24 protein-coding genes and 2 tRNA genes are annotated in these 21372 nt (G+C 74.0%); 11 read left to right on the top strand and 15 right to left on the bottom strand.

Annotation, left to right across the window (positions count from 1 at the left end; all coding sequences use genetic code 11):
* Positions 1-48 precede the first annotated feature (48 nt).
* Both ACI78T_RS08020 and ACI78T_RS08015 read left to right on the top strand, forming a co-directional pair.
* Positions 49-192, top strand: coding sequence for a DLW-39 family protein (locus tag ACI78T_RS08020; RefSeq protein ID WP_456557562.1), 144 nt, complete (start codon positions 49-51; stop codon positions 190-192).
* Positions 193-220: 28 nt separating this feature from the next.
* Positions 221-293, top strand: a tRNA-Ala gene (locus ACI78T_RS08015).
* A 14-nt stretch (positions 294-307) separates the two neighbouring features.
* Here the strand turns inward: ACI78T_RS08015 and ACI78T_RS08010 are convergent.
* Positions 308-931: a carboxymuconolactone decarboxylase family protein gene (locus tag ACI78T_RS08010; RefSeq protein WP_456557561.1), complete on the bottom strand. Its 624-nt coding sequence runs from the start codon at positions 929-931 to the stop codon at positions 308-310.
* 148 nt (positions 932-1079) lie between these two features.
* Here ACI78T_RS08010 and ACI78T_RS08005 point away from each other — a divergent pair, with 148 nt between their 5' ends.
* The gene (locus tag ACI78T_RS08005) at positions 1080-1613 is read left to right on the top strand and encodes a peptidylprolyl isomerase (protein WP_456557560.1); all 534 of its coding nucleotides are present in this window, start codon (positions 1080-1082) and stop codon (positions 1611-1613) included.
* A 79-nt stretch (positions 1614-1692) separates the two neighbouring features.
* Here the strand turns inward: ACI78T_RS08005 and ACI78T_RS08000 are convergent, their stop codons facing one another.
* Complete coding sequence (locus tag ACI78T_RS08000; protein WP_456557559.1) at positions 1693-1896, bottom strand: hypothetical protein; 204 nt, start codon at positions 1894-1896, stop codon at positions 1693-1695.
* Here ACI78T_RS08000 and ACI78T_RS07995 point away from each other — a divergent pair.
* The gene (locus tag ACI78T_RS07995; RefSeq protein WP_456557558.1) at positions 1880-2524 is read left to right on the top strand and encodes a rhomboid family intramembrane serine protease; all 645 of its coding nucleotides are present in this window, start codon (positions 1880-1882) and stop codon (positions 2522-2524) included. The two genes, ACI78T_RS08000 and ACI78T_RS07995, sit on opposite strands and share 17 nt — an antisense overlap.
* Here the strand turns inward: ACI78T_RS07995 and ACI78T_RS07990 are convergent.
* The gene (locus ACI78T_RS07990) at positions 2521-2934 is read right to left on the bottom strand and encodes a PH domain-containing protein (protein WP_456557557.1); all 414 of its coding nucleotides are present in this window, start codon (positions 2932-2934) and stop codon (positions 2521-2523) included. The two genes, ACI78T_RS07995 and ACI78T_RS07990, sit on opposite strands and share 4 nt — an antisense overlap.
* A gap of 86 nt (positions 2935-3020) precedes the next feature.
* Between ACI78T_RS07990 and ACI78T_RS07985 the strand changes: the two genes are divergently transcribed.
* A complete protein-coding gene (locus ACI78T_RS07985; protein ID WP_456557556.1) occupies positions 3021-4178 on the top strand; it encodes a thiolase family protein in 1158 nt (385 codons plus the stop codon).
* Between the two features lie 507 nt (positions 4179-4685).
* Here ACI78T_RS07985 and crgA read toward each other — a convergent pair.
* Positions 4686-4958, bottom strand: a complete 273-nt coding sequence (gene crgA / locus ACI78T_RS07980; protein ID WP_456557555.1) for a cell division protein CrgA — start codon at positions 4956-4958, stop codon at positions 4686-4688.
* 130 nt (positions 4959-5088) lie between these two features.
* On the opposite strand from crgA, the gene ACI78T_RS07975 reads away from it, so the two are divergent.
* Complete coding sequence (locus tag ACI78T_RS07975; RefSeq protein WP_456557554.1) at positions 5089-5853, top strand: DUF881 domain-containing protein; 765 nt, start codon at positions 5089-5091, stop codon at positions 5851-5853.
* Between the two features lie 11 nt (positions 5854-5864).
* A complete protein-coding gene (locus ACI78T_RS07970) occupies positions 5865-6533 on the top strand; it encodes an aminodeoxychorismate/anthranilate synthase component II (protein WP_456557553.1) in 669 nt (222 codons plus the stop codon).
* A 61-nt stretch (positions 6534-6594) separates the two neighbouring features.
* On the opposite strand, the gene pknB is transcribed toward ACI78T_RS07970, so the two are convergent.
* The 7 genes from pknB to ACI78T_RS07935 form a co-directional block, all read right to left on the bottom strand.
* Positions 6595-8343, bottom strand: coding sequence for a Stk1 family PASTA domain-containing Ser/Thr kinase (gene pknB / locus ACI78T_RS07965; RefSeq protein WP_456557552.1), 1749 nt, complete (start codon positions 8341-8343; stop codon positions 6595-6597).
* A 154-nt stretch (positions 8344-8497) separates the two neighbouring features.
* Positions 8498-10186, bottom strand: coding sequence for a protein kinase domain-containing protein (locus ACI78T_RS07960; protein ID WP_456557551.1), 1689 nt, complete (start codon positions 10184-10186; stop codon positions 8498-8500).
* A complete protein-coding gene (locus tag ACI78T_RS07955; protein WP_456557550.1) occupies positions 10186-11631 on the bottom strand; it encodes a peptidoglycan D,D-transpeptidase FtsI family protein in 1446 nt (481 codons plus the stop codon). Before ACI78T_RS07955 ends, ACI78T_RS07960 begins: the two co-directional genes overlap by 1 nt.
* On the bottom strand, positions 11628-13043 hold the full coding sequence (locus tag ACI78T_RS07950) for an FtsW/RodA/SpoVE family cell cycle protein (RefSeq protein WP_456557549.1): 1416 nt from the start codon (positions 13041-13043) through the stop codon (positions 11628-11630). The genes ACI78T_RS07955 and ACI78T_RS07950 overlap by 4 nt, the downstream gene beginning before the upstream one ends.
* Positions 13043-14443, bottom strand: coding sequence for a protein phosphatase 2C domain-containing protein (locus ACI78T_RS07945; protein WP_456557548.1), 1401 nt, complete (start codon positions 14441-14443; stop codon positions 13043-13045). The genes ACI78T_RS07950 and ACI78T_RS07945 overlap by 1 nt, the downstream gene beginning before the upstream one ends.
* A 73-nt stretch (positions 14444-14516) precedes the next feature.
* Positions 14517-14984: an FHA domain-containing protein FhaB/FipA gene (locus tag ACI78T_RS07940; RefSeq protein ID WP_456557547.1), complete on the bottom strand. Its 468-nt coding sequence runs from the start codon at positions 14982-14984 to the stop codon at positions 14517-14519.
* 16 nt (positions 14985-15000) lie between these two features.
* A complete protein-coding gene (locus tag ACI78T_RS07935; protein WP_456557546.1) occupies positions 15001-15834 on the bottom strand; it encodes an FhaA domain-containing protein in 834 nt (277 codons plus the stop codon).
* A gap of 189 nt (positions 15835-16023) precedes the next feature.
* Here ACI78T_RS07935 and ACI78T_RS07930 point away from each other — a divergent pair.
* A tRNA-Leu gene (locus tag ACI78T_RS07930) sits at positions 16024-16106 on the top strand.
* 63 nt (positions 16107-16169) lie between these two features.
* On the opposite strand, the gene ACI78T_RS07925 is transcribed toward ACI78T_RS07930, so the two are convergent.
* From ACI78T_RS07925 to ACI78T_RS07915, 3 genes are all read right to left on the bottom strand, one after another.
* On the bottom strand, positions 16170-16622 hold the full coding sequence (locus ACI78T_RS07925; RefSeq protein WP_456557545.1) for a DUF1707 SHOCT-like domain-containing protein: 453 nt from the start codon (positions 16620-16622) through the stop codon (positions 16170-16172).
* Between the two features lie 90 nt (positions 16623-16712).
* A complete protein-coding gene (locus ACI78T_RS07920; protein WP_456557544.1) occupies positions 16713-17192 on the bottom strand; it encodes a pyridoxamine 5'-phosphate oxidase family protein in 480 nt (159 codons plus the stop codon).
* Between the two features lie 37 nt (positions 17193-17229).
* The gene (locus tag ACI78T_RS07915; RefSeq protein WP_456557543.1) at positions 17230-18393 is read right to left on the bottom strand and encodes an acyl-CoA dehydrogenase family protein; all 1164 of its coding nucleotides are present in this window, start codon (positions 18391-18393) and stop codon (positions 17230-17232) included.
* Between the two features lie 89 nt (positions 18394-18482).
* Between ACI78T_RS07915 and ACI78T_RS07910 the strand changes: the two genes are divergently transcribed.
* Together ACI78T_RS07910 and ACI78T_RS07905 are read left to right on the top strand one after the other, a co-directional pair.
* Positions 18483-19064 carry a TetR/AcrR family transcriptional regulator gene (locus ACI78T_RS07910; RefSeq protein WP_456557542.1) on the top strand — a complete coding sequence of 194 codons (582 nt, stop codon included), beginning with the start codon at positions 18483-18485 and terminating at the stop codon, positions 19062-19064.
* Positions 19061-19516 carry a GNAT family N-acetyltransferase gene (locus tag ACI78T_RS07905; protein ID WP_456557541.1) on the top strand — a complete coding sequence of 152 codons (456 nt, stop codon included), beginning with the start codon at positions 19061-19063 and terminating at the stop codon, positions 19514-19516. Before ACI78T_RS07910 ends, ACI78T_RS07905 begins: the two co-directional genes overlap by 4 nt.
* Before the next feature lie 6 nt (positions 19517-19522).
* Here the strand turns inward: ACI78T_RS07905 and ACI78T_RS07900 are convergent, their stop codons facing one another.
* Complete coding sequence (locus ACI78T_RS07900; protein WP_456557540.1) at positions 19523-20398, bottom strand: proline dehydrogenase family protein; 876 nt, start codon at positions 20396-20398, stop codon at positions 19523-19525.
* 58 nt (positions 20399-20456) lie between these two features.
* Here ACI78T_RS07900 and ACI78T_RS07895 point away from each other — a divergent pair, with 58 nt between their 5' ends.
* Positions 20457-21371, top strand: coding sequence for an aldose 1-epimerase family protein (locus ACI78T_RS07895; RefSeq protein WP_456557539.1), 915 nt, complete (start codon positions 20457-20459; stop codon positions 21369-21371).
* The last annotated feature ends 1 nt before the right edge of the window (position 21372 follow it).

The following is a 21372-nucleotide window of genomic DNA, read 5'->3' as shown; positions in this document are numbered from 1 at the left end:
GCCGGTTGCACGAGCCTCCGGCGCCGACCGGTCGAGGAGGCACCCCGCGTGCTGAAGAAGCTGGCGCTGGCCGCCATCGCCGCCGGTGCCCTGGCGGCCGTGCGGAAGCGCTCGAGCGGCAAGGCCGAGGCCGACCTCTGGCACGAGGCCACCAAGGGCCCGAACGCGGTCAGCACTCCCACCACCCGCTGAACCACCCGGCCGCTCCAGGCGGTCACCCGGGGACGTAGCTCAATTGGCAGAGCACCGCCTTTGCAAGGCGGGGGTTAGGGGTTCGATTCCCCTCGTCTCCACCCACCGCTGACGATCAGGCCGGCGACGGCCCCACCGCGGGCGCCCGGCCGTAGTCCACTGCCGACCGCACCGCCTCCGGCGCCGCCGCGACCATCTGCTGGTCCGGCCGGGCACCCAGGGCGTCGTTCACCGTCGAGAACGCGATCCGCAGCGCCACGTAGACGGTCGTCGCCAGGATCTGCGCCTCGTCCAGCCCCGTCTCCCGCAGGGCGTCCACGTCGGCCGGCGTCGTCCCGCTGGGGTCCCGGGCCAGCTGGCGGGCCCAGCGGGCCAGCGGGCGGTCACCCGGTTCCAGGGCGTCGTCGTCGCCCCGGAGCACCGCGGCGGCCACCTCGTCGCCGGCCTCGTCGGCCAGCCGCGTGCCCCACGCCAGCGAGCAGTGCGGGTCGCCGAGGGCGGCGGCCGAAGCGGCCACCAGGACGCCCCGCTGCCGGAACGAGAGCCCGGCCGCCGCGGCCGCCTCCCTGAGCTGGTCCATGAGCGCCTGCTGAGCGCCGGGCAGGTGGGCCCAGGCGTGCGAGAGGTTCATGACGTAACCGGCTTCGTCCCGGTCGTCGGCGAACAGCTGCTCGGCCGCCGGGGAGGGGGCAGCGGGCCGGAGGAAGCCCCGGTCCGTGCCCGTCTGGTCGACCGTCATGGGGAACCTCCCGGAAGCGCGCGGTGTCGGCGGCAACCTAGCCCGGTCGGCCCGTCCCGCGGCAGGTCCGCTGCCGCGCGGTGTTCCACGTGGAGCGCGGCCGGGAACCGGCCGGTCGTCCTCCTGGGATCGGTGGCAGAGTGGAGCCGTGACTGAATCGACTCCCGCCCGCCGCGCGGTGCTGCACACCAACCACGGCGACATCACCGTGGACCTGTTCCCCGACCACGCCCCCAAGACGGTCGCGAACTTCGCCGACCTCGCCGAGGGCGCCCGCGAGTGGACCCACCCGGAGACGCGTCAGAAGACGACGGACCCGCTGTACGACGGCACGATCTTCCACCGGGTGATCTCCGGCTTCATGATCCAGGGCGGTGACCCGCTGGGTCAGGGCTACGGCGGCCCCGGCTACCAGTTCGGCGACGAGTTCCACCCCGAGCTGTCCTTCGACCGGCCGTACCTCCTGGCGATGGCGAACGCCGGCCCGGGCACCAACGGCTCGCAGTTCTTCATCACCGTGGGACCCACCCCGCACCTCAACCGCAAGCACACGATCTTCGGCGAGGTGGCCGACCAGGCCAGCCGCGACGTCGTCGACCGCATCGCGACCACCCCCACCGCGCGCGGCGACCGTCCCGTCGAGGACGTCGTCATCGAGTCCGTCGAGGTGCAGCGCAGCTGACGGAGAACGCCGGCGACGGTCCCGTCCAGGGGCCCGCCCCGAGCGAGCGCGGGGTGGGCGGGACGGGGCCCTCGGCCTGCTACCGGCACCCGGACCGGCCGACCGGCATCTCCTGCACGCGGTGCGGCCGGCCCATCTGCCCGGAGTGCATGATCCCGGCCTCGGTGGGCTTCCAGTGCCCCGAGTGCGTCCGGGAGGGCAACGCCTCCATCCGGCCGGTCCGCCGCGGCAGCGGGTTGCGCGCGGCGGGCCGCCGGTGGGGCGCGGTGACCCTGACGCTCATCGCGCTGAACGTCGCGATGTTCGTCGTCACCGCGATCTCGGCGGTGTCCGTGGGCAACCCGCCCCTGGACAACTGGCGATCGCCGGTGTTCGCCGACCTGGCGCAGATGCCGATCCTCGTCCAGCTGGGCGAGTGGTGGCGGCTGCTCACCGCCGCGTTCCTGCACATCGGACCGCTGCACCTGGCCATGAACATGCTGGCGCTGCTGCTGTTCGGCTCCGAGCTCGAGCGGCAACTGGGCCGGTGGCGGTTCCTGGGGGTCTACCTGGTGTCCGCGCTCGGCGGCGCCACGGCCATCCAGCTGTTCGGCTTCCCCGGCGGTTACGTCGCCGGTGCCTCCACGGCGCTCTACGGGCTCCTGGGCGCTCTCGGCGTGCTGCTGATCGCCAACCGGCAGGACATCCGGGGCCTGCTCACCCTGCTGGCGATCAACGTGTTCATCAGCTTCCTGCCCGGTGTCTCGCTGCTGGGCCACCTCGGCGGCCTCGTGGGCGGTGCGCTCGCAGCCGGGGTCCTCGTCGCCACCCGCCGGCGGGAGAAGCTCCAGCTGCCCGGTCTGGCCGTGCTGGGCGTCGTCCTCGCCGTGGTGGCCGCGACCGTGCCGACGATCGTCGTCCTGAGCCTCTAGCGCGCCGTCGAGTCCATCCCGCGGAGGGCCCGGGCCACCGCCTCCGGGTCGGCGCCCAGGTCCCGGCGGCCCAGGACCACCAGGACGCCCTCGTCGTCGGGGCCGGTGGCGGTGTCGAGCTCCAGCGTGCGGCTGCGCATCCCGAGCCGGCGGGTCTCGCGCACGCGGATCCGCAGCCGGGCCCACGGCAGGTGGTGCCCACCGGTGACGTTCCGGACGTCGACCCCGTCGGGACCGGCCGCCAGCCGCGGCCGGGTCAGCACGTCGCGGACGGCGAGGGCGAGCACGAGGAGCGCACCGGCACCGACGAGGACCCGACCGGCGGCATCGAGGACGACGACGGCCAGCGCGAGGCCGACGCCCAGCACCGCCAGCGCGACCGTCTCACCGGGCCGGGGTGACCACTGCACGGGCCCAGCCTGCCAGTGCACCGCTCGTCCTACGATCGGTCAGGGCTGACCGTTCGGCGCCCGGACCGTCGTCGAGGAGTTCGACCATGCGAGATGCCGTCATCTGCGCCGCCGTGCGCACCCCCGTGGGCAAGCGCGGCGGGGGGCTGTCCGGCGTGCACGCCGTGGATCTCTCCGCCCACGTGCTCACTGCTCTGGCCGAGCGCTCGGGCATCGACCCCGGCGTCGTGGAGGACGTCTTCTGGGGATGCGTGAGCCAGGTGGGCGAGCAGACGTTCAACATCGGCCGCAACGCCGCGCTGGCGGCCGGCTGGCCGGAGAGCGTGCCGGGGACGACGATCGACCGCCAGTGCGGCTCCTCGCAGCAGGCCGTCGCCTTCGCCGCCGCCACCGTGATCAGCGGCCAGGCCGACGTCGTCGTCGCCGGCGGCGTCGAGTCGATGAGCCGGGTGCCCATGGGAGCCGCCCGGGGCGACGGGTCGGCCGGTAAGCCGCTGGGCCCGCGGTTCATGGAGCGCTACGGCGGCGTGTACCCGAACCAGGGCATCGGGGCGGAGATGATCGCCGAGCGCTGGGGCTTCTCCCGGACCCAGCTGGACGAGTTCTCCCTCGCCTCGCACGAGAAGGCCGCCAAGGCGCAGGCCGACGGCGCCTTCGACGAGGAGATCGCCCCGGTGCCCACGCCCGACGGCGTCGTCAGCGCCGACGAGGGGATCCGGCCGGGCGGCACGCTCGAGAAGCTGGCTGCGCTGAAGACCCCCTTCAAGGAGGACGGCGTCATCAGCGCCGGCAACGCCAGCCAGATCTCCGACGGCGCCGCGGCCCTGCTCGTCACCACCAGCGAGAAGGCCCGCGAGCTCGGGCTGACGCCGCTCGTGCGCATCCACACCACGGTGATGGCCGGCGACGACCCGGTCATCATGCTGACCGCGCCGATCCCCGCGACGCAGAAGGTGCTCGCCCGGTCCGGGCTGTCGATCGACGACATCGGCGTCTACGAGGTGAACGAGGCGTTCGCGCCGGTGCCCATGGCGTGGCTGTCCGACACCGGCGCCGACGACGCGCGGCTGAACCCGCGCGGCGGTGCCATCGCGCTCGGCCACCCCCTCGGCGGCTCCGGCGCCCGCATCATGACCACCCTCGTCCACCAGATGCGTGCCGACGGCATCCGCTACGGCCTGCAGACCATGTGCGAGGGCGGCGGGATGGCCAACGCCACCGTGCTGGAGCTGCTCGACGCCTGAGCCGGGTGCTTCCACGGCGCGGGGCCGGAGGTTCCCGCCGTGGAAGACGGACGCGCTCGCTGCAGCGCGACCCGGTCGTCGGCCGCGGTGCGGTCCGGAGGACCGCGATGTCGTGGTACCGACCGTTCCGTCGCCACACGGTTCCCATCCGTCACCGCCACGCGTGTACGCGCAGGTCAGCACGGGTAGAGGTGCTTCGCGGTCACCGTTCCGCCGTTGCCCGCATGTCGACACGTCCACAGCCGTGTGCACAGCTGGGGACAGACTCACACGGGTGTAGTTACCCCCGTGGTGCTCTCGTCACAGGAGCCTCATCCCTGGCAAAACCGCAGGTCACGCAGGTGCGGGTCCGTTCCGTCTCTCCACACTCGGTGGACAACCCTGGGGGTGGAGCGCCATGTCGACCTGTGGACGCAGCGTCGGTCTGTGCACAGCGTCCACACCGCCCACGACAGAGGCCCCCGTCCCCGGGTGGGGACGAGGGCCTCGTGTACGGACCGCGCGCTGTCAGCGCCAGCGCATCGACATGACCAGCCCGGCGACCATCGCGCCGAAGCCGATCGCGAAGTTCCAGGCGCCCAGCGAGACCATGAACGGGATCTTGTCGCCGGCGACGTAGTACACGACGATCCACAGCAGGCCGATCAGCATCAGCGCGACCATGACCGGCGCGTACCAGCGGGGGCTCGGCTGGGCGACCCGCGCCTGCCCCGACCGCGCCTGCAGCACGGTCTCCGGCGGCGTGTAGGCCGACTTCTTGCGGACCTTGGACTTGGGCACCCGACGTTCTCCCTTCCGCGGGCCGGGCTGTCACCCCCGGCCGCAACCGCCCCCAGCCTAAGCTGCCGGGGGACGGCGGGGCCGGGCCACATGCCGTCCACGCCCAGGAGATCCCCCCGAGGAGGTGCCCGTGAGCAGGTCGCTGCTGCACCGGCCGCTCCTCGGCGGACGCCGGCTGTCGGCCTGGGGCGCGCTCGTGCCCGTGGTCGCCCTCCTCGCCGGGCTGCTGTTCGCCACCTCCGGGCGCACCGCGCAGGGCACCGACCTGCGCGGCGGGGAGGTCACCGAGCTCTCCGGGCTGATCGACCAGCGCAACGACGTGATCGCCGACCAGGAGGACCAGCTCGGCGACCTCCAGCGCCAGGTCGAGCGCCTCACCGAGCAGGCGGCGTCCCGCGACACCGACGTCGCCGCCGCCCAGACCGCGGGCGACGCCGGCGCGCTGTCGGCCGCCCTGCTGCCGCTGTCCGGCCCGGGCGTGGTCATCACGCTCGACGACGCCCCCTCGCGCCCCGACGGGAGCCTGCCGGTCAACGCCCGCCCCGACGACCTCGTCATCCACCAGTCCGACGTCCAGGCCGTCGTGAACGCGGTGTGGGCCGCCGCGGCCGACGGGGTGGCGATCATGGACCAGCGGCTGATCGCGACCAGCGCCGTCCGCTGCGTGGGCAACACCCTGCTGCTGCAGGGCCGCACCTACTCCCCGCCCTTCGTCGTGGCGGCGATCGCCGAGCCCTCGGCGGTCCGCGCGCAGCTGGCGGCCTCGCCCCAGGTGGCCGTCTTCCAGCAGGCCGTCGAGGCCTACGGGCTGACCTTCACCGTGCGCGAGCGACCGGTCGTGGAGCTGCCCGCCTACGATGGGCCCCTGGACCTGCAGTACGCGACCGCCGGATGAGAGGAGGGACCATGAGCGGCACGACCGCCGACCGTCCCGTCCTCGTCGTCGACAACTTCGACAGCTTCGTCTACAACCTGGTCCAGTACCTCGGCCAGCTGGGCGTGCGCTGCATCGTCCGGCGCAACGACGCCGTGGACGTCGACGAGCTGGCCGACCTCGATGTCGCGGGCGTGCTGCTGTCGCCCGGCCCGGGGACCCCGGCGGGCGCCGGCGTGACGGTGCCCATGGTGCGCGCGGCCGCCGAGGCCGGGACGCCGGTGCTAGGGGTGTGCCTGGGTCACCAGGCGATCGCCGAGGCCTTCGGCGCCGTCGTCGTCCGGGCGCCCGAGCTGCTGCACGGGAAGACCAGCCAGGTCGTGCACGAGGGGGAGGGCGTCCTGGCCGGGCTGCCCTCGCCGTTCACCGCCACCCGGTACCACTCGCTGGCCGTCGACCCCGCCACCGTGCCCGGCGAGCTCGAGGTCACCGGCACGACGCCGTCGGGCATCGTCATGGCCCTGCGGCACCGCGAGCTGCCCATCGAGGGCGTCCAGTTCCACCCGGAGTCGGTCCTCACCGAGGGCGGCCACCGCATGCTCGCCACCTGGCTCGAGGCGTGCGGCCTGGCCCCCGACTCCGAGGTGGTGGAGGCGGCCGCCGCCTCCGTGCGCCGCCTCGCGGCCGTCACGGCCTCCTAGCGCGCCCAGAACGACGAGGGCCCCTTCCCGGTGCGGGAAGGGGCCCTCGTCGTGTGCCGGCCTACGTCGGCGGCGCGGACGACGACGTGGTCGGCGACGTCGATGTCGGCGTGGGCTCCGGCGGCGTCGGGACGGCGATCAGCAGGACGATCTCCTCGCCGGAGCCGACGGCCGTACCGGCGCCCGGCTCCGTGCCGACGACGGTGCCCTCGGCGACGTCGTCCCGCTCCACGCTCTGGTTGACGATCTGGGCGTTGGAGAAGCCCAGGTCGGTCAGCGCGCGGCGGGCGTCCGCCTCGTTGCGGTTGGCGACGTCGGGCAGCCGCACCGTGCCCGTGGAGATCTGCAGGGTGATCGGCTGGTTCGGCGCCGCCTGCTGGCCCTCGGCGGGGTTCACGCCGACGACGGTGCCCTCGTCCTCCAGCGACTCGACCTGACGGCTGTTGATGCTGGTGAAGCCGGCCGCCTCGAGCTGGGCCCGGGCGCGGTCCTCGTCCAGCCCGACGACCGCCGGGATGCCCAGGGTGTCCGGCCCTCCGCTGACGACCAGGTCGACGGCCGTCCCTTCGTCGCGCGACGCACCCGCGGCGGGGTCGCTGCTGATGACGTTGCCCTCGGCCACGGTGGTGCTCGCCTCGGTGGTCACCGTGCCGACCGTCAGGCCGGCGTCGGTGATGGCCTGCTCGGCCTGGGCCTGGGGCAGGTTGGCCACCGCGGGGACCTGCACCTGCCGGGTGGTCGGGGTGTCGTCGCCCCCGCTCATGGCCACGGCGATCGCGATGGCACCGGCGATGAGCAGCAGCGCCACCACGGAGACGATCGCGATGATGCGGCGCTTCCGGCGCTTGCGCTCCTGCTCGTCGTCGTCCCAGTCGGCGTCGTCGTCGCCGTAGGTGCCGAACCCGCCGGGCGGGGCGCCGATGATCGCGGTCTTCTCGGCGTCGCCCATGACCGGCGTGGCCTCGACCCGCTGGCCGGCCAGCGCCCGCAGCAGGTCGTTGCGCATCTCGGCGGCCGACTGGTACCGGTTCGCCGGGTTCTTGCTCATGGCCTTGAGCAGGATGGCGTCCAGCTCCGGCGGGATCTGGGGGTTGATCGACGACGGCAGGCGCGGGTCCTCGCGCACGTGCTGGTAGGCGACCGAGACGGGGGAGTCGCCGGTGAAGGGGGGCGCGCCGGTCACGAGCTCGTAGAGCATGCAGCCCAGCGAGTAGACGTCGGACCGCGCGTCGACGCTGTCACCGCGGGCCTGCTCCGGCGAGAGGTACTGCGCGGTGCCGATGACGGCGGCGGTGGAGGTCATCGTGGCGGCGGAGTCGGAGACCGCACGGGCGATGCCGAAGTCCATGACCTTGACCGAGCCCTGCGGCGTGATCATCACGTTCCCGGGCTTCACGTCCCGGTGGACGATCCCGTTGCGGTGGCTGAAGTCCAGGGCCCCGCAGATGTCGGCCGAGAGGCTCATCGCGCGCTGGGGGGAGAGGTGGCCCTCCCGGCGGAGGACGTCGCGCAGCGTCTCGCCCTCGACGTACTCCATGACGATGTAGGGCGTCGCGCCCGTGCTGGTGCGGTCCTCGCCGGTGTCGTAGACCGCGACGATGGCCGGGTGGTTCAGCGAGGCCGACGCCTGGGCCTCCCGGCGGAACCGCACCTGGAACGACGGGTCGCGGGCCAGGTCGCTGCGCAGGACCTTGACCGCGACCTCGCGGCCCAGCCGCAGGTCCCGGCCGCGGTGGACCTCGGCCATGCCGCCCCGGCCGAGGACGCCACCGATCTCGTAGCGCTCGCCGAGCACCTGCGGCGTGGTCATCGGAGGTCCTCTCGGGCGGGGCTGTGCGTCGTCCGGGCGCGGGCCTCGACGAGCGGGCGGGTACCCCGCTGTGCGGGGCCTCCTGCGGGCGGGGAGCCGACGGCGAGCCTAGCCGCTGCGCGGGTCGAAACCCGGGAGGTCCAGGCAGCGCGGATCACGGTGCCCCGCCCTGCTCATCCGCCTCAGGATCGACGGGCGGAGAGGGGTCCGACGGCGGTCCGCCCGGCTGCCCGGACAACGTCGTGGCCGGCGCGGACGAGGACGTCCCCGGGTTCTGGTTGGTCGCCGTGTTCGGGGGGTTGGAGGTCTGCGTGGGGGTCGGGCGGGCCGAGGTCGTGGGCGCGGCCGACGTCGTGGGGGTCGGGACCGGCTGCTCCTCGTCCTCCTCGTCGTCCGGGGCGTACGCCTCGTCGGCGACGAAGAGGGTGACCTCGCTGTTCGCGGGCACCGTGCCGCCCGCCGGGTCGAGCGCCGCCACGTCCCCGGCGTCGAGCTCCTGGCCGGACGACGCGAGCTGGTCGTCGTCGGCCGACTGCTCCTCCACCACCAGGCCGGCGCCCTCCAGCTCGGCGCGGACCTCGTCGGACGGGCGCCCGATGTAGGCCGTCGGGTCGAGGACGAACCCCGAGGGGCCGGCGGAGGTGCTGGCCGAGGAGCGAGTCGGGTCGGCGGTGGTGCCGTTCCCGTCCTCCCGGCCGCTGCCGAGGAAGTACCAGAGGCCGCCGGCGAGCAGCAGGACCAGCACGAGCGCCGCTGCCAGCCAGGCCCACTTCCTGCTGCGCCGCTCGTCGGCCGGCTCGTCGGCGGGGTACCAGTCGTCGTCGTCCGGAGGCGCCTGGAGCGGGGGCATGGGGCCGCTGGGCGCGGTGCCCGGACCGAGGTAGCCAGCACCGGCCACCGCGGTCGCGCCCGTCGCCGGGATGACCTGCGTCGCCGAGTCGGCGAGCCCCCCGCCGGCGACCACCTGGGTGGGCATCGTGCCCGGACCGGCGACGGGGGCCAGCGTGCCGCCCGACGCCACCCGGCGGATGGCCTCGGCGAACGCGCCGCCGTCCGGGAACCGGTCGGCGGGGTCCTTGGCCAGCGCCCGCTCGACCAGCAGCCGCACCGCCGGCGGGATGGCGGGGGGCAGCGGGGGCGGCGGCCGGTTGATGTGCGCCAGCGCGATGGCGACCTGCGAGGCGCCGTCGAACGGCCGGACCCCGGTCAGGCACTCGTAGGCCACGACGCCGAGGGAGTACACGTCGGAGGCGGCGGTGACCTCCATGCCCTGCGCCTGCTCGGGGGAGAGGTACTGCGCCGTCCCGACGACCATGCCGGTGCGGGTCAGCGGCGTGGTGTCGCGCGCCTGGGCGATGCCGAAGTCGGTGAGCTTGACGACGCCGTCGGGCCGGACCATGAGGTTGCCCGGCTTGATGTCGCGGTGCACGACCCCGGCCCGGTGCGCCGCGGACAGCCCGTCGGCCGACTGGCTGAGCACGTGCAGCGTCCAGTCGACGGGGAGAGCGCCCTCGTCGTGCAGGATCGTGACGAGCGGCTGGCCCTCGACGTACTCCATGACGAGGAAGGCCAGCTGCTGGGTGCCGGTGTCGTCGACCGTCTCGCCGTAGTCGTAGACCGAGGCGATGTTCGGGTGGGTCAGGGCGGCCGTGTGCCGCGCCTCGTTGCGGAAGCGCGCGAGGAAGCTCGGGTCGTTGGTGTACTCGCTCTTGAGCACCTTCGCGGCCACGATCCGGTCGAGGACGTTGTCGCGGGCCTTCCACACCTCGCCCATGCCACCCACCGCGATGGGGGCGGTGATCTCGTAGCGCCCGGCCAGCAGGCTCCCGGTGGACAGGGCCATCAGCCGCCCTGCCCGTTCAGGTAGGCCTCGATGACCTGGCGGGCGATCGGTGCCGACCGCTCGCCGCCGGTGCCGCCGCCGTTGGCCACGAAGACCGCGACGGCGATCTGCGGGTCGTCGGCCGGGGCGAAGCCCATGAACCAGGTGTGGTCGGCGACGTCCTCGCTCACCTGGGCCGTGCCGGTCTTGCCGGCCACCTGGACGCCGGGGATGCGGGCAGCGCGGCCCGAGCCGTTGTCGACGACGCTGCGCATCATCTCGGTGAGCTGGTCCGCGACGTCGGCGGAGATGGGCTCGCGCCACTCCTCCGGCTCGGTGGAGTCGATGACCGTGAGGTCGGGCGCCTGCACCTGGTCGACCAGGTAGGGCTTCATTTGCACCCCGTCGTTGGCGACGGTTGCGGCGATCATGGCGGCCTGCAGCGGGGTCATCCGGACGTCGCGCTGGCCGATCGAGGCCTGGGCGAGCGCGGCGTCGTCCGGGATGTCGCCGACGTGGCTGTCGACCACGGGCAGCGGGGTCTCGAAGTCCTCGCCGTCCATCCCGAACGCCTCGGCCATCTCGCGCACGCGGTCGGCGCCGAGCTCGATGCCCAGCTGGGCGAACGCGGTGTTGCAGGAGATCGTGAGGGCGTCGATGAGCGGCTGCTCGCCGCTCGGGCTGCAGGACGAGCCGTTGAAATTCTCCAGCTGCCTCGAGGTGCCGGGCGCGGTGAAGACGTCCGGGGCCGGGATGACGGTCTCCGGGGTGTAACCGTCCTCCATCGCGGCGGCCGACACGATCACCTTGAACAGCGAGCCGGGCGGGTAGTTGTCGCCGATCCCCCGGTTCAGCCGCGGATCGCGCTCGGCGGCCTCCAGCTCGTCCCAGTACGCGCGGATGTCGGCCGGGTCGTGGCTGGACAACCGGGTGGGGTCGTAGCTCGGCGTGCTGGCCATGCCGAGGATCGCGCCGCTCTGCGGGTCCAGCGCCACCACGGCGCCGGTCAAGCCCTCGAGGCCGGCCATGCCGGCTTCCTGGACGGCGGGGTCCAGGGTGAGGACGACGTCGCCGCCGGCGGGGTCGCGCCCGGTGAACATGTCGGCCAGCCGCCGGAACGTCAGGCGGGGGTCGGTGCCCGCCAGGATGTCGTTCTCGGCGTACTCGAGCTGGGAGTTGTTGTAGATCAGCGAGTGGTACCCGGTGACCGCGGCGTACAACGCACCCTGCGGGTAGTTGCGGAGGTACTTCAGCCGGCCGTCGGTGGGCACCGACTCGGCGATCGCGGTGCCGCTGACGACGATCGCACCGCGTTCGCGGTCGTACTCCGCGGCGAGCACCCGGGTGTTGGACGGGTTGGTGCGCAGCTCGTCGGAGCGCACCACCTGGATCCAGTTGACGTTGACGATCAGCAGGGTGAACAGGACCAGCACGCTGATCGCGACACGGCGCAGGGGGGCGTTCACGGCGTGACCACCTCGGTCGGTGCCTCGCCCAGGCGCGGCGGCGGGGTGCCGTGCGGCGTGGCCGGGCGGCGGGCCGCATCGCTGATCCGGACCAGCAGGGCGACGAGCACGAAGTTCGCGACCAGCGACGAGCCGCCGTAGGCGAGGAACGGCGTCGTCAGACCGGTGAGCGGCAGCAGGCCGGTCACCCCGCCGAGGACGACGAACACCTGCCACGCGATGGCGAAGGACAGGCCGGCGGCGAGCAGCTTGCCGAACGGGTCCCGCACGACCAGCGAGGTCCGGAGGCCGCGCTCCACCAGGATCAGGTACAGGACGATGACCGCGACCAGGCCGAACAGGCCCAGCTCCTCGCCGACGGCGGCCGCGATGAAGTCGCTCTTCGCCACCGGCACCTGGTCCGGGCGCCCGCCGCCGAGGCCCGCACCGAAGATGCCGCCGGTGCCCAGCCCGAACAGCGACTGGACCAGCTGGTAGCCGGCGCCGTCCTGGTAGGCGAAGGGGTCGAGCCAGGTGTCCACGCGGGCCTGGACGTGGCTGAAGACCTGGTAGGCGATGAACGCGCCGCCGGCGAACAGCCCGACGCCGATCAGCAGCCAGCTCGAGCGCTCGGTGGCGACGTAGAGCATCACCACGAAGATCCCGAACAGCAGCAGCGAGCTGCCCAGGTCGCGCTCGAAGACCAGCACGAGGATCGAGAGGATCCAGGCCAGCAGCACCGGGCCGAGGTCGCGGCCGCGCGGCAGCTCGATCCCGAGGACCCGCCGGCTGGCCAGGGCGAGCACGTCCCGCTTGTCGACGAGGTAGGCGGCGAAGAAGACGACGAGGCAGATCTTGGCGAATTCACCGGGCTGGATGGAGAAGCCGGCCACGCGGATCCAGATCTTGGCGCCGTTGACCTCCGACAACGAGGCGGGCAGGACCGCGGGCAGCGCCAGCAGCGCCAGCCCGGCCAGCGCCAGCGTGTACGCGTAGCGGGAGAGCGTCCGGTGGTCCTTCACGAGGACCAGGAAGGCCACGAAGAGCGCGACGCCGAGCGTGGCCCACACCAGCTGGACGGGGGCGTCCTCGCGCGTGACGGTGCTCTCGACCTGCTCCGCGGCGAGGTCGAGCCGGTGGATGACCGTGAGCCCGAGACCCACGAGGAGGGCGACCGCGGGCAGGATCAGCGGGTCGGCGTAGGGCGCCCACTTGCGGATGACCAGGTGCGCGACCACCCACAGCGCGGTGATCCAGGCGCTGAAGCCGGCCATCTCCGGGCGCAGCGAGCCGGTGATGGTCAGGTCGACGATGCACTGCGCGACCACGGTGATCAGGACGGCGAATCCGAGGAGCACCGCCTCGGTGCCGCGCCGGGTGGGCAGCGGGGTGCCGGCCGCGGCTCCGCGCGGGTCGGTCACCGGGCCGGCCATCAGTCGGCCTCCCGGCAGTTCTCCCCCGGCACGGACGACGCCGTCGTCCGGGCCGACGTGGTCGGCGAGGGGACGGTCTCGGTCGGCGGGGCCTCGGTTGCCGGGGTCTCCGTCGGCAGCGGGGCGCCGGCGTCCGGCGTCGGCGCCGCGGACGTCGAGGGGGAGGGCTGGGTGGAGCCGGTGACCCGGCAGAGGGGGAGCCGCTGGTCGTGCAGGGCGGCGAGGATCCGGTCGGCGTCCTCGGCGTCGTCGGCGGTGATGCCCCCGCGGACCCGGTTGCGCGCGGCGGGGGTGAGGTCCGCGACCGCCAGGCCGGTGTCGCGGTCGAGCTCGAAGAAGTCGAAGCCGACGATGGAGACGTCCAGGCCCCGGAAGACGGCGACCTGCTCGTCCTCCCCGGTGCCGTCGACGCCGACGAACCAGTGCCCGAGAGCCCACACGTACGTTCCGACCGCTCCCGCGACGAGCACGACGAGAGCTGCCACCGCCACCAGGAGGAGTCGCAGCGGGCGGCGGCGGGCGGAGGAGCCGTCGCCCGTCGGCGGTGTGGGTGGTGGCGGGGCCGGGGGCTGCGGATCGGCGAGGGCGGCGCGGCCGGCCGCCGAGCGCGGGTCGACCTGCCGCTGGCCGACGTTGTCGCCCGCCGCGCCGTCGATGACCGGGTCCAACCGACCGCGGCCACCGTCGTCCTCGACGACGTCGGCCACGATCACGGTGATGTTGTCCGGCCCGCCGCTGCGCAGCGCCAGCTCGATGAGCCGGTCGGCCGTCGACTGCGGGTCCGGGTCCTGGAGCGCGGAGGCCAGGGTCTCCTCGCTCACCACGCCGGAGAGGCCGTCGGAGCAGAGCAGGTAGCGGTCGCCGGCGCGGGCCTCCCGCATCGAGAGGTCCGGTTCGACCTCCTGCCCGTTGAGCGCGCGCAGCAGCAACGAGCGCTGCGGGTGGCTGTTGGCCTCCTCGGCGGTGATCCGGCCGTCGTCGATCAGCGTCTGGACGAACGTGTCGTCGTGGGTGATCTGCGAGAGCTGGCCGTCGCGCACCAGGTAGGCACGGGAGTCACCGACGTGGCACAGCGCGAGGCGGCCGCCGGCGAAGAGGATCGCGGTGAGCGTCGTGCCCATGCCCTCGAGCTGCGGCGACTCGCGGATGACCTCGCGCAGGTGCTCGCTGCCCTCGAAGACCGCCTCGCGCAGGGCCTGCAGCATGTCCCCCGAGGGCGCGTCGTCGTCCAGGTGCTCCAGCGCGGCGATGACCACCTTGCTGGCGACGTCGCCGGCCGCGTGCCCGCCCATGCCGTCGGCGACGGCGAGCAGGCGGGGGCCGGCGTAGACGGAGTCCTGGTTGTTGCCGCGGATCAGGCCGCGGTCCGAGCGCGCCGCATAGCGGAGGACGAGGCTCATGCATCCACCTCGCTGGCGCTCGGGGGGCGCGTGCGCCCGGTAGCTGTCCTCATGTCGGTGCCGGCACGTGCGGTCACGTGCGCAGCTCCAGGGCAGTCTGCCCGATGCGGATCGGCTGACCGGGACCGACCAGGAGCGGTCCCTGGACGCGCTGCTGGTCGAGGTAGGTGCCGTTGGTCGAGCCCAGGTCCTCCACGTACCACTGGCCGCCGCGGTTGGTGAGGCGTGCGTGCCGCGAGCTGGCGAAGTCGTCGGTGAGGACGAGCGTCGAGTCGTCGGCCCGGCCGATGAGGATCGGCTGGTCGCCGAGGGTGATCTTCGTGCCGGTCAGCGGGCCGGCCGTGACCACCAGGGTCTTGGGTCCGCGCTGCCCCCGCTTGCGGCCGGGCGCCGCCGCGGCGGCGCGGGGCGGCACCGAGGCCACCCGGCCGGCGCGGCCACCGAAGAGGTCGGCCCGCACCACGCGGAAGGCCGCGAAGATGAACAGCCAGAGCAGCAGCAGGAACCCGAAGCGGAAGACCTGCAGGACGATCTCGCTCACGGCAGTTCCAGCCCTGTCACTGGCCGTCCTGGCGGTACACCAGCACCGAGTGACCGATCCGGATGACGTCGCCGTCGGAGAGCGCGTGCCGGTTGACGCGGCGGCCGTTGACCAGCGTGCCGTTGGTGGAGCCGAGGTCCTCGACCGTCGCCGTCCCCCCGTCGAGCACGACGTCGACGTGCTTGCGGCTGACCCCCGTGTCGGGCAGCCGGATGTCGGCCTCCGTACCCCGGCCGATGACGTTGCGGCCGTGGGTGAGCTCGTGGCGGGTGCCGGGGCCGTCGACGACCAGCACGTGCGTGACGCCCGGGCGGCTGCCCGCCCGGCCGGTGAAGGACGGGCCCTGCTTACCGGTGTCGGTCGCCGTCCGCCCGCGCAGCGGCGGGAGCGGGGGCAGCGGTGGCAGGGGCGGGTGGGCGCCGGTCGCCGGTCGCGGGGGAGCGGCCACGGCGAAGTCGTCGCGCGACGGGGGCCGCGCCGGGTCGGCGACGTGCGAGCTGACCTCGAAGACTCCGGTGGGCAGGTCGGTGTCCTGCTCGAGGCGGACGGTGACCTTGTCGAAGACCTGGTAGCCCTCGTCGTCGATGTGCTCGGCGACCATGTCGGCGAGCTCGCCGGCCAGCTGGTCCGACCACTGGCCCAGGTGCTCGAAGTCCGTGCGGCCCAGGGTCACGACGTAGACGTTCGGCGCGAGCACGCGGCCCTCGCCCATCACCGACCGCTGCTCGTCGGCCTCCCGCTGGAGCGCCTTGGCGATCTCGGCCGGGTGCACCTTGCCCTTGAAGATCCGGGCGAACGCGAGACCGACCATGCCCTCGAGGCGTCGCTCGAAGCGCTGCAGCACACCCACAGTCGCTCCTCTGCGCTCGGTCGGTCGTCCAGCTGTCCCAACGGTGATCGTAGCCGGGACGTGCCCTCCCGACCGGCCGGTAACTCGCCGGTACGTCACACCCGTCCCATCCGTTCTTGACACCGACCGGGGAACGACCCACCCCCCGGCCGGGTCACGGCTCCCGGCTGCTAATCTCTGCGGGCGCCAGGGCAAGTGGCGGAATGGCAGACGCGCACGGTTCAGGTCCGTGTGTCCGAAAGGACGTGGGGGTTCAACTCCCCCCTTGCCCACAGCACGGCCAGCACCCCGTCCCCGGGCTCCCGGGAGCGGGGTGCTGCCGTATCCGGGGCCGGTCAGCGCAGCCGGCGGGGTCCATCGCTGTCGTCGTCCCGGCGGGTCAGCGTCTGGGCGAGGAGCACCGCGCCCCAGGGCCCGATGACCCACACCGGCCAGAAGTAGAGGAACTCCCAGGTGGCCAGCGAGGTGGCGGCCCAGATGACCAGCACGATCAGGGACGTCGTGGCCCACGACCGCCAGGAGTGCGGGTCGCGGTCCCACCCACCGGAGCGGACCGGGACCGCGGCCTGCGGGGTGACCGGCGCAGCCGCCGGGCGGGCCGCGAGGTCGGTGGACGGCAGGTCGGCGGTGATCTGGTCCAGCTCGCCGTAGGTCTTGGCCGCGTACACCCGCGCCAGGCGCTCGTCGTACTCGTCCACGGTCAGCCGGCCGGCGGACATGTGCTGGCCGAGGACGGTGGCGACCGCGGCGCGGTCGGCGTCGGCGGCGCGCAGGTGGGGCTCGGGCATCGCGGCTCTCCTGGTGCGGGGGTCCCCAGTCTGGTGCGGCGCCCGTCCCCGGGTCCACTGACGGACGTCACGGGATCCCCGTGGTGCCCATCAGGTGCGCAGGGTCCGCGTGAGGCCCGCGCCGGGCCGCCACGACGTGACGACCAGAGCGCTCTTCTCCTCGTTCAGCGCCACCAGCACGACCTGGTCCAGCTCCACGCGGAACAGCTCGAACCCGAGGTCGCCGGCCGGCAGCCCCGCCGCGGTGGCGAAGTCCGCCCGCTCGGCGGTGTCGGTCACCGGGACGGCGCGCCCGGCGAGCTTGGCGTCCGCCTCGAAGGCCTCCGGCTCGGGGCTGCCGCTGTGCAGCATGAAGCGCGGGTCGCGGCGCAGGTCGGTGAACTTGACCGAGCCGGGCATGCCGGCCAGCCACGGCTCGCCGGCGACGAAGGACATCTCGATCCCGCTGATCCGCGGCGAGCCGTCGCGGCGGAGGGTGGCCAGGTACTTGTGCCGGTGCGCGTCGAAGGTGGCGCGGACCCGCGCCGCGAACTCCGGTTCCTGCGCCTCGACGTCGGCGAACGTGGTCATGGTGCGCACTCTGCACCCGACCGCCGACAGGTCGGCGTCAGCTCGTCGCGGGGACCACGTCGCGCGCGAGGGACTTCCCGATCACCATCCGCTGGATCTGGTTGGTGCCCTCGAAGATCTGCATGACCTTCGCCTCGCGCATGTACCGCTCCACCGGGAACTCCCGGGTGTAGCCGGCGCCGCCGAGCACCTGGACGGCGTCGGTGGTCACCTTCATGGCGGCGTCGGTGGCGACGAGCTTGGCGATGCTGGCCTGCCGCGAGTAGTCCTTGCCGGCGTCCTTGCGCCGGGCCGCGACCAGGTAGGTGGCCCGGGCGGACTCGACCGCCGCGGCCATGTCGGCCAGCAGGAACGCCAGGCCCTGGTGCTCGATGACGGGGCGGCCGAACGCCTCCCGCTCGCTCGCGTACCTGATGGCGACGTCGAGGGCCGACTGCGCCAGGCCGACGGCGACGGCGCTGACCCCCAGCCGGCCCGAGTCGAGGGCGGCGAGGGCGATGGACAGGCCGCGGCCGCGCTCGCCGACGAGCCGGTCGGCCGGCACCGGCACGTCGTCCAGCCGGATCGCCGCAGTGGTCGATCCGGTCAGTCCCATCTTCTCCTCGGGCCGGGCGGGGGAGAAGCCGGTCAGGTCGGGGGTGAGGTGGAAGCAGGAGATGCCCCGCTCCCCGTCGTCCGGTGTCCGCAGGAACGTCGAGTAGAAGTCCGCGTGGCCGCCGTGGGTGACCCAGGCCTTCTCCCCGTTGGCGATCCAGCCGTCGTCGCTGCGCTTCGCGGAGGCCCGCATGGCGGCGGGGTCGGAGCCCGCGTGAGCCTCCGACAGGCAGTAGGCGCCGAGCAGCTGCCCGCCGACCATGTCGGGCAGGAGGTCGCGGCGCTGCTGCTCGGTGCCGAACCTGTCGATGGGGAAGCAGGCCAGCGTGTGCACGCTGACGCCGAGCGCGACGCTCGCCCAGCGGGCCGCCAGCTCCTCGACGACCTGGAGGTAGACCTCGTAGGGCTGGCCGCCCCCGCCGACGTCCTCCCCGAACGGGAGGCCGAGCAGCCCGGCGTCGCCCAGCGTGCGGAAGACCTCGCGCGGGAACCGCTCCTCGCGCTCGTGCTGCGCGGCCTTCGGGGCCAGTTCCGCGTCGGCGAGCTCGCGGGTCAGCGCGATGAGGTCGGCGGCCTCGGGGGTGGGCAGTTCGCGGTCGACCGGCACGGTGCTCCCTCGTCGTGAACAGTACTGGGAACGGTACCGCAGTACTGTCCGTCGTCCAGGACCATGCTGACCCGCCGGGAGGAGGACCGATGACCGACACCGTGGACACCACGCTCACCCGGCGGCAGGCCGAGCTGCTCGACCAGCTGGAGGCGATCTTCCTGGCGGAGGGGTTCGCCCGGTTCACCCTGGAGGACCTCGCCGTCCGGCTGCACTGCTCGAAGAGCACGCTGTACGCGCTCGCCGGGTCCAAGGAGCAGCTCTCGCTGCGGGTGATCCGCCACTTCTTCCGCAAGGCGACCGACGCGGTGGAGGCGCACACGGTCTCCGAGAGCGACCCGGCGCTGCGGGTCACCGCCTACCTCACCGCGGTCGCCCGGGCGCTGTCCCCGGCGGGCCCGTCCTTCCACCGCGACCTGGACTCATTCGCCCCCGGCCGCGAGGTGTACGAGCGGAACACCGCGCTGGCGGCGGACCGGGTCCGCGAGCTCATCGCCGAGGGCGTGGCCCAGGGCCGGTTCCGCGAGGTGCACCCGGCGCTCATCGCCGACACGGTCACCACGCTGATGTTCCGCATCGGCCGCGGCGAGACCGCACGCGCGACCGGGCTCGACGACGCGGCCGCCTACCGGGAGCTCGCCGCCCTCCTGCTGCACGGGATCGCGCTGTGAGGGTCGAGCCGGCGTCCTGGGACGACCCCGACGTCCAGCGGCTGACCGGCGACCAGCAGGTCGAGGTCCGCGCCCGCTACGGCGGCAAGGACGAGCCGGGCACGCATCCGTCGGCGGCCGACGTGAGCGTCGTCCTTCTGGCCCGGGACGACGACGGGACGCCGCTCGGGTGCGGGGCCCTGCGGGCGCTCGGCGACGGCGTCGCGGAGGTCAAGCGCATGTACGTGGTGCCGGAGGCTCGCGGCCGGGGCGTCTCGCGCGCCGTCCTGCTCGGGCTCGAGGGCGCCGCCCGGCAGCGCGGCTGGACCACCCTCCGGCTGGAGACAGGGCCGCTGCAGCCGGAGGCGATCGGCCTCTACAGCTCCGGCGGCTACCGCCCGATCCCGGCGTTCGGCGCGTACGTCGGCGACCCGGACGCCGAGGGCTCGCTCTTCTTCGAGCGGTGCATCTGAGGCGGGTCAGGCTCCCCGGGACTCCGCCAGCCGGCGCATCCAGTAGCGGAACCAGTGCGGTCCGTACGGCACGTAGAGCCGGGTCGGGACGCCGCGACGCGCCAGCCCGTCGAGCACCTCGGGGCGGACGCCGAGCAGCTGCTCGACGGGCACGGTCCCGTGCCGGCCGGGGACCGCTTCCTGGAGCACCCGGTCGTGGGTGGCCGCCGACCAGGGCGTCCCGGACGCCGCGAGCCGAGCGGCCAGTTGCAGGTACGCCACGTCGGTCGGCTCGCCGTGGGGGAGTGTGCCGGCCGGCTCGAGGTAGGCGCCCTTGACCAGGCGCACGTGCACCCCGGCAGCGGCCAGCGCGTCGGCGTCCCCCGGCGAGCGCAGCATGTTCGCCTGGACGGTGGCGCCGAGCCGATCGGCGAGACCGCGGCCGGCGACGTCCAGGACGCAGCCGAGGACCGCGTCCGTGCGGGCGGCGTCCTCCGCGCCCACCTGGATCCGGCGTCCGGCCGGCAGGGCCGTGGCGAGGGCGGTCAGGCGGTCGGCGGTGCCGCCGGGGTCGGTGTCGAGCGCCAGGTGGCTCAGGTCGACCGACAGCCAGACGTCGGCGGGAGCGGCCGGCAGGGCGGAGAGCAGCCCCAGGTAGTCCTGGACCACGCGGTCCGCCACGGCGCGGTCGCGCTCCAGCTCGCCGAACAGGTCGACGCTCACCCCGTGCCCGCCCGCCAGCACACCGGTGACCGCGGGCAGCGCCTCCTCGAGCGACCGCCCCGCGACGTACCGCGACGCCGCGGTCCAGGCCCGTGCGTCGCCGGTCGTCGATGCCCGCACGGCCCGTTCGAGTCGTCCGCTGGTGGCGAGGCGGAAGAGCACCGCGCGATCGAGCCCCATGGCCGCAGCCTGTCAGACACCTCCGGTCCTGCGGAGCGGCCTGTGGTGAGGTGGGCGCATGCCGAACAACTGGCCGCCGGCCGCGCCGACCGAGGTGGAGCTGACCGCCGGCGACGCCGCCCTCGCCGTCGACCTCCGCGGCGGCGGCATGCGGCGGCTGGCGGTGGGGGGCTGGGAGGTCCTCGACGCCTACCCGGCGGGCACCGTGGTCGAGGGCTGGCCGGGCGCCGTCCTGATCCCCTGGCCCAACCGCATCCGCGACGGCCGCTGGACCTGGGAGGGGCGCGAGCTCCAGCTCCAGGTCCAGTCCCCGGAGGCGCCGAACGCCATCCACGGCCTGGTCGCGTGGCAGCAGTGGGACGTGCTGGCCTCGACGGCCGGCAACGCGACGGTCGGCACCGTCGTCCCGCCGCACCCGGGCTACCCGTTCCGCCTCGAGGCCGCCGTCGACTACCGCCTGGCGCCGGACCGGCTGGACGTCACCGTCCGCGTCCGCAACGCCGGGGACGACGCCGCGCCCGTCGGGATCGGCCTGCACCCCTACCTGTCCGTCGGTGCGGAGGAGGACGGGGACGTCGGCGCGGCCGAGCTGGCCCTGCCGGTGCGGACCGTCCTGGAGCTGGAGGGCGGGCTGCCCACGGGGGGGCGGGCGCCGTTCGACGGTGCCGTCGGGCGGATCGGTGACCGCGCCCTGGACGACGCCTTCACCGACCTGGTCCGCGACGACGACGGCTGGGCCCGCGCCCGGCTGGCCGGCCCCGCCGGGGCGCTGGAGCTCGCGGTCGACGGGGCCTGGTCGTGGCTGCAGGTGTTCAGCGGCGACACGCTCCCGGAGGGGCGCCGGCGGCGCAGCCTGGCCGTCGAGCCCATGACCTGCCCGCCGAACGCCTTCGCCGACGGCGCCGACCTCGTCGTCCTCGAGCCGGGGGCCGGGTGGTCGGGGAGCTGGGCGCTGTCCTGGACGGCGGCCTGAG

Source organism: Blastococcus sp. SYSU D00922 (assembly GCF_054050495.1).
Note: the sequence above shows the minus strand (reverse complement) of the source record. Positions and strands in the feature narration are given on the sequence as shown.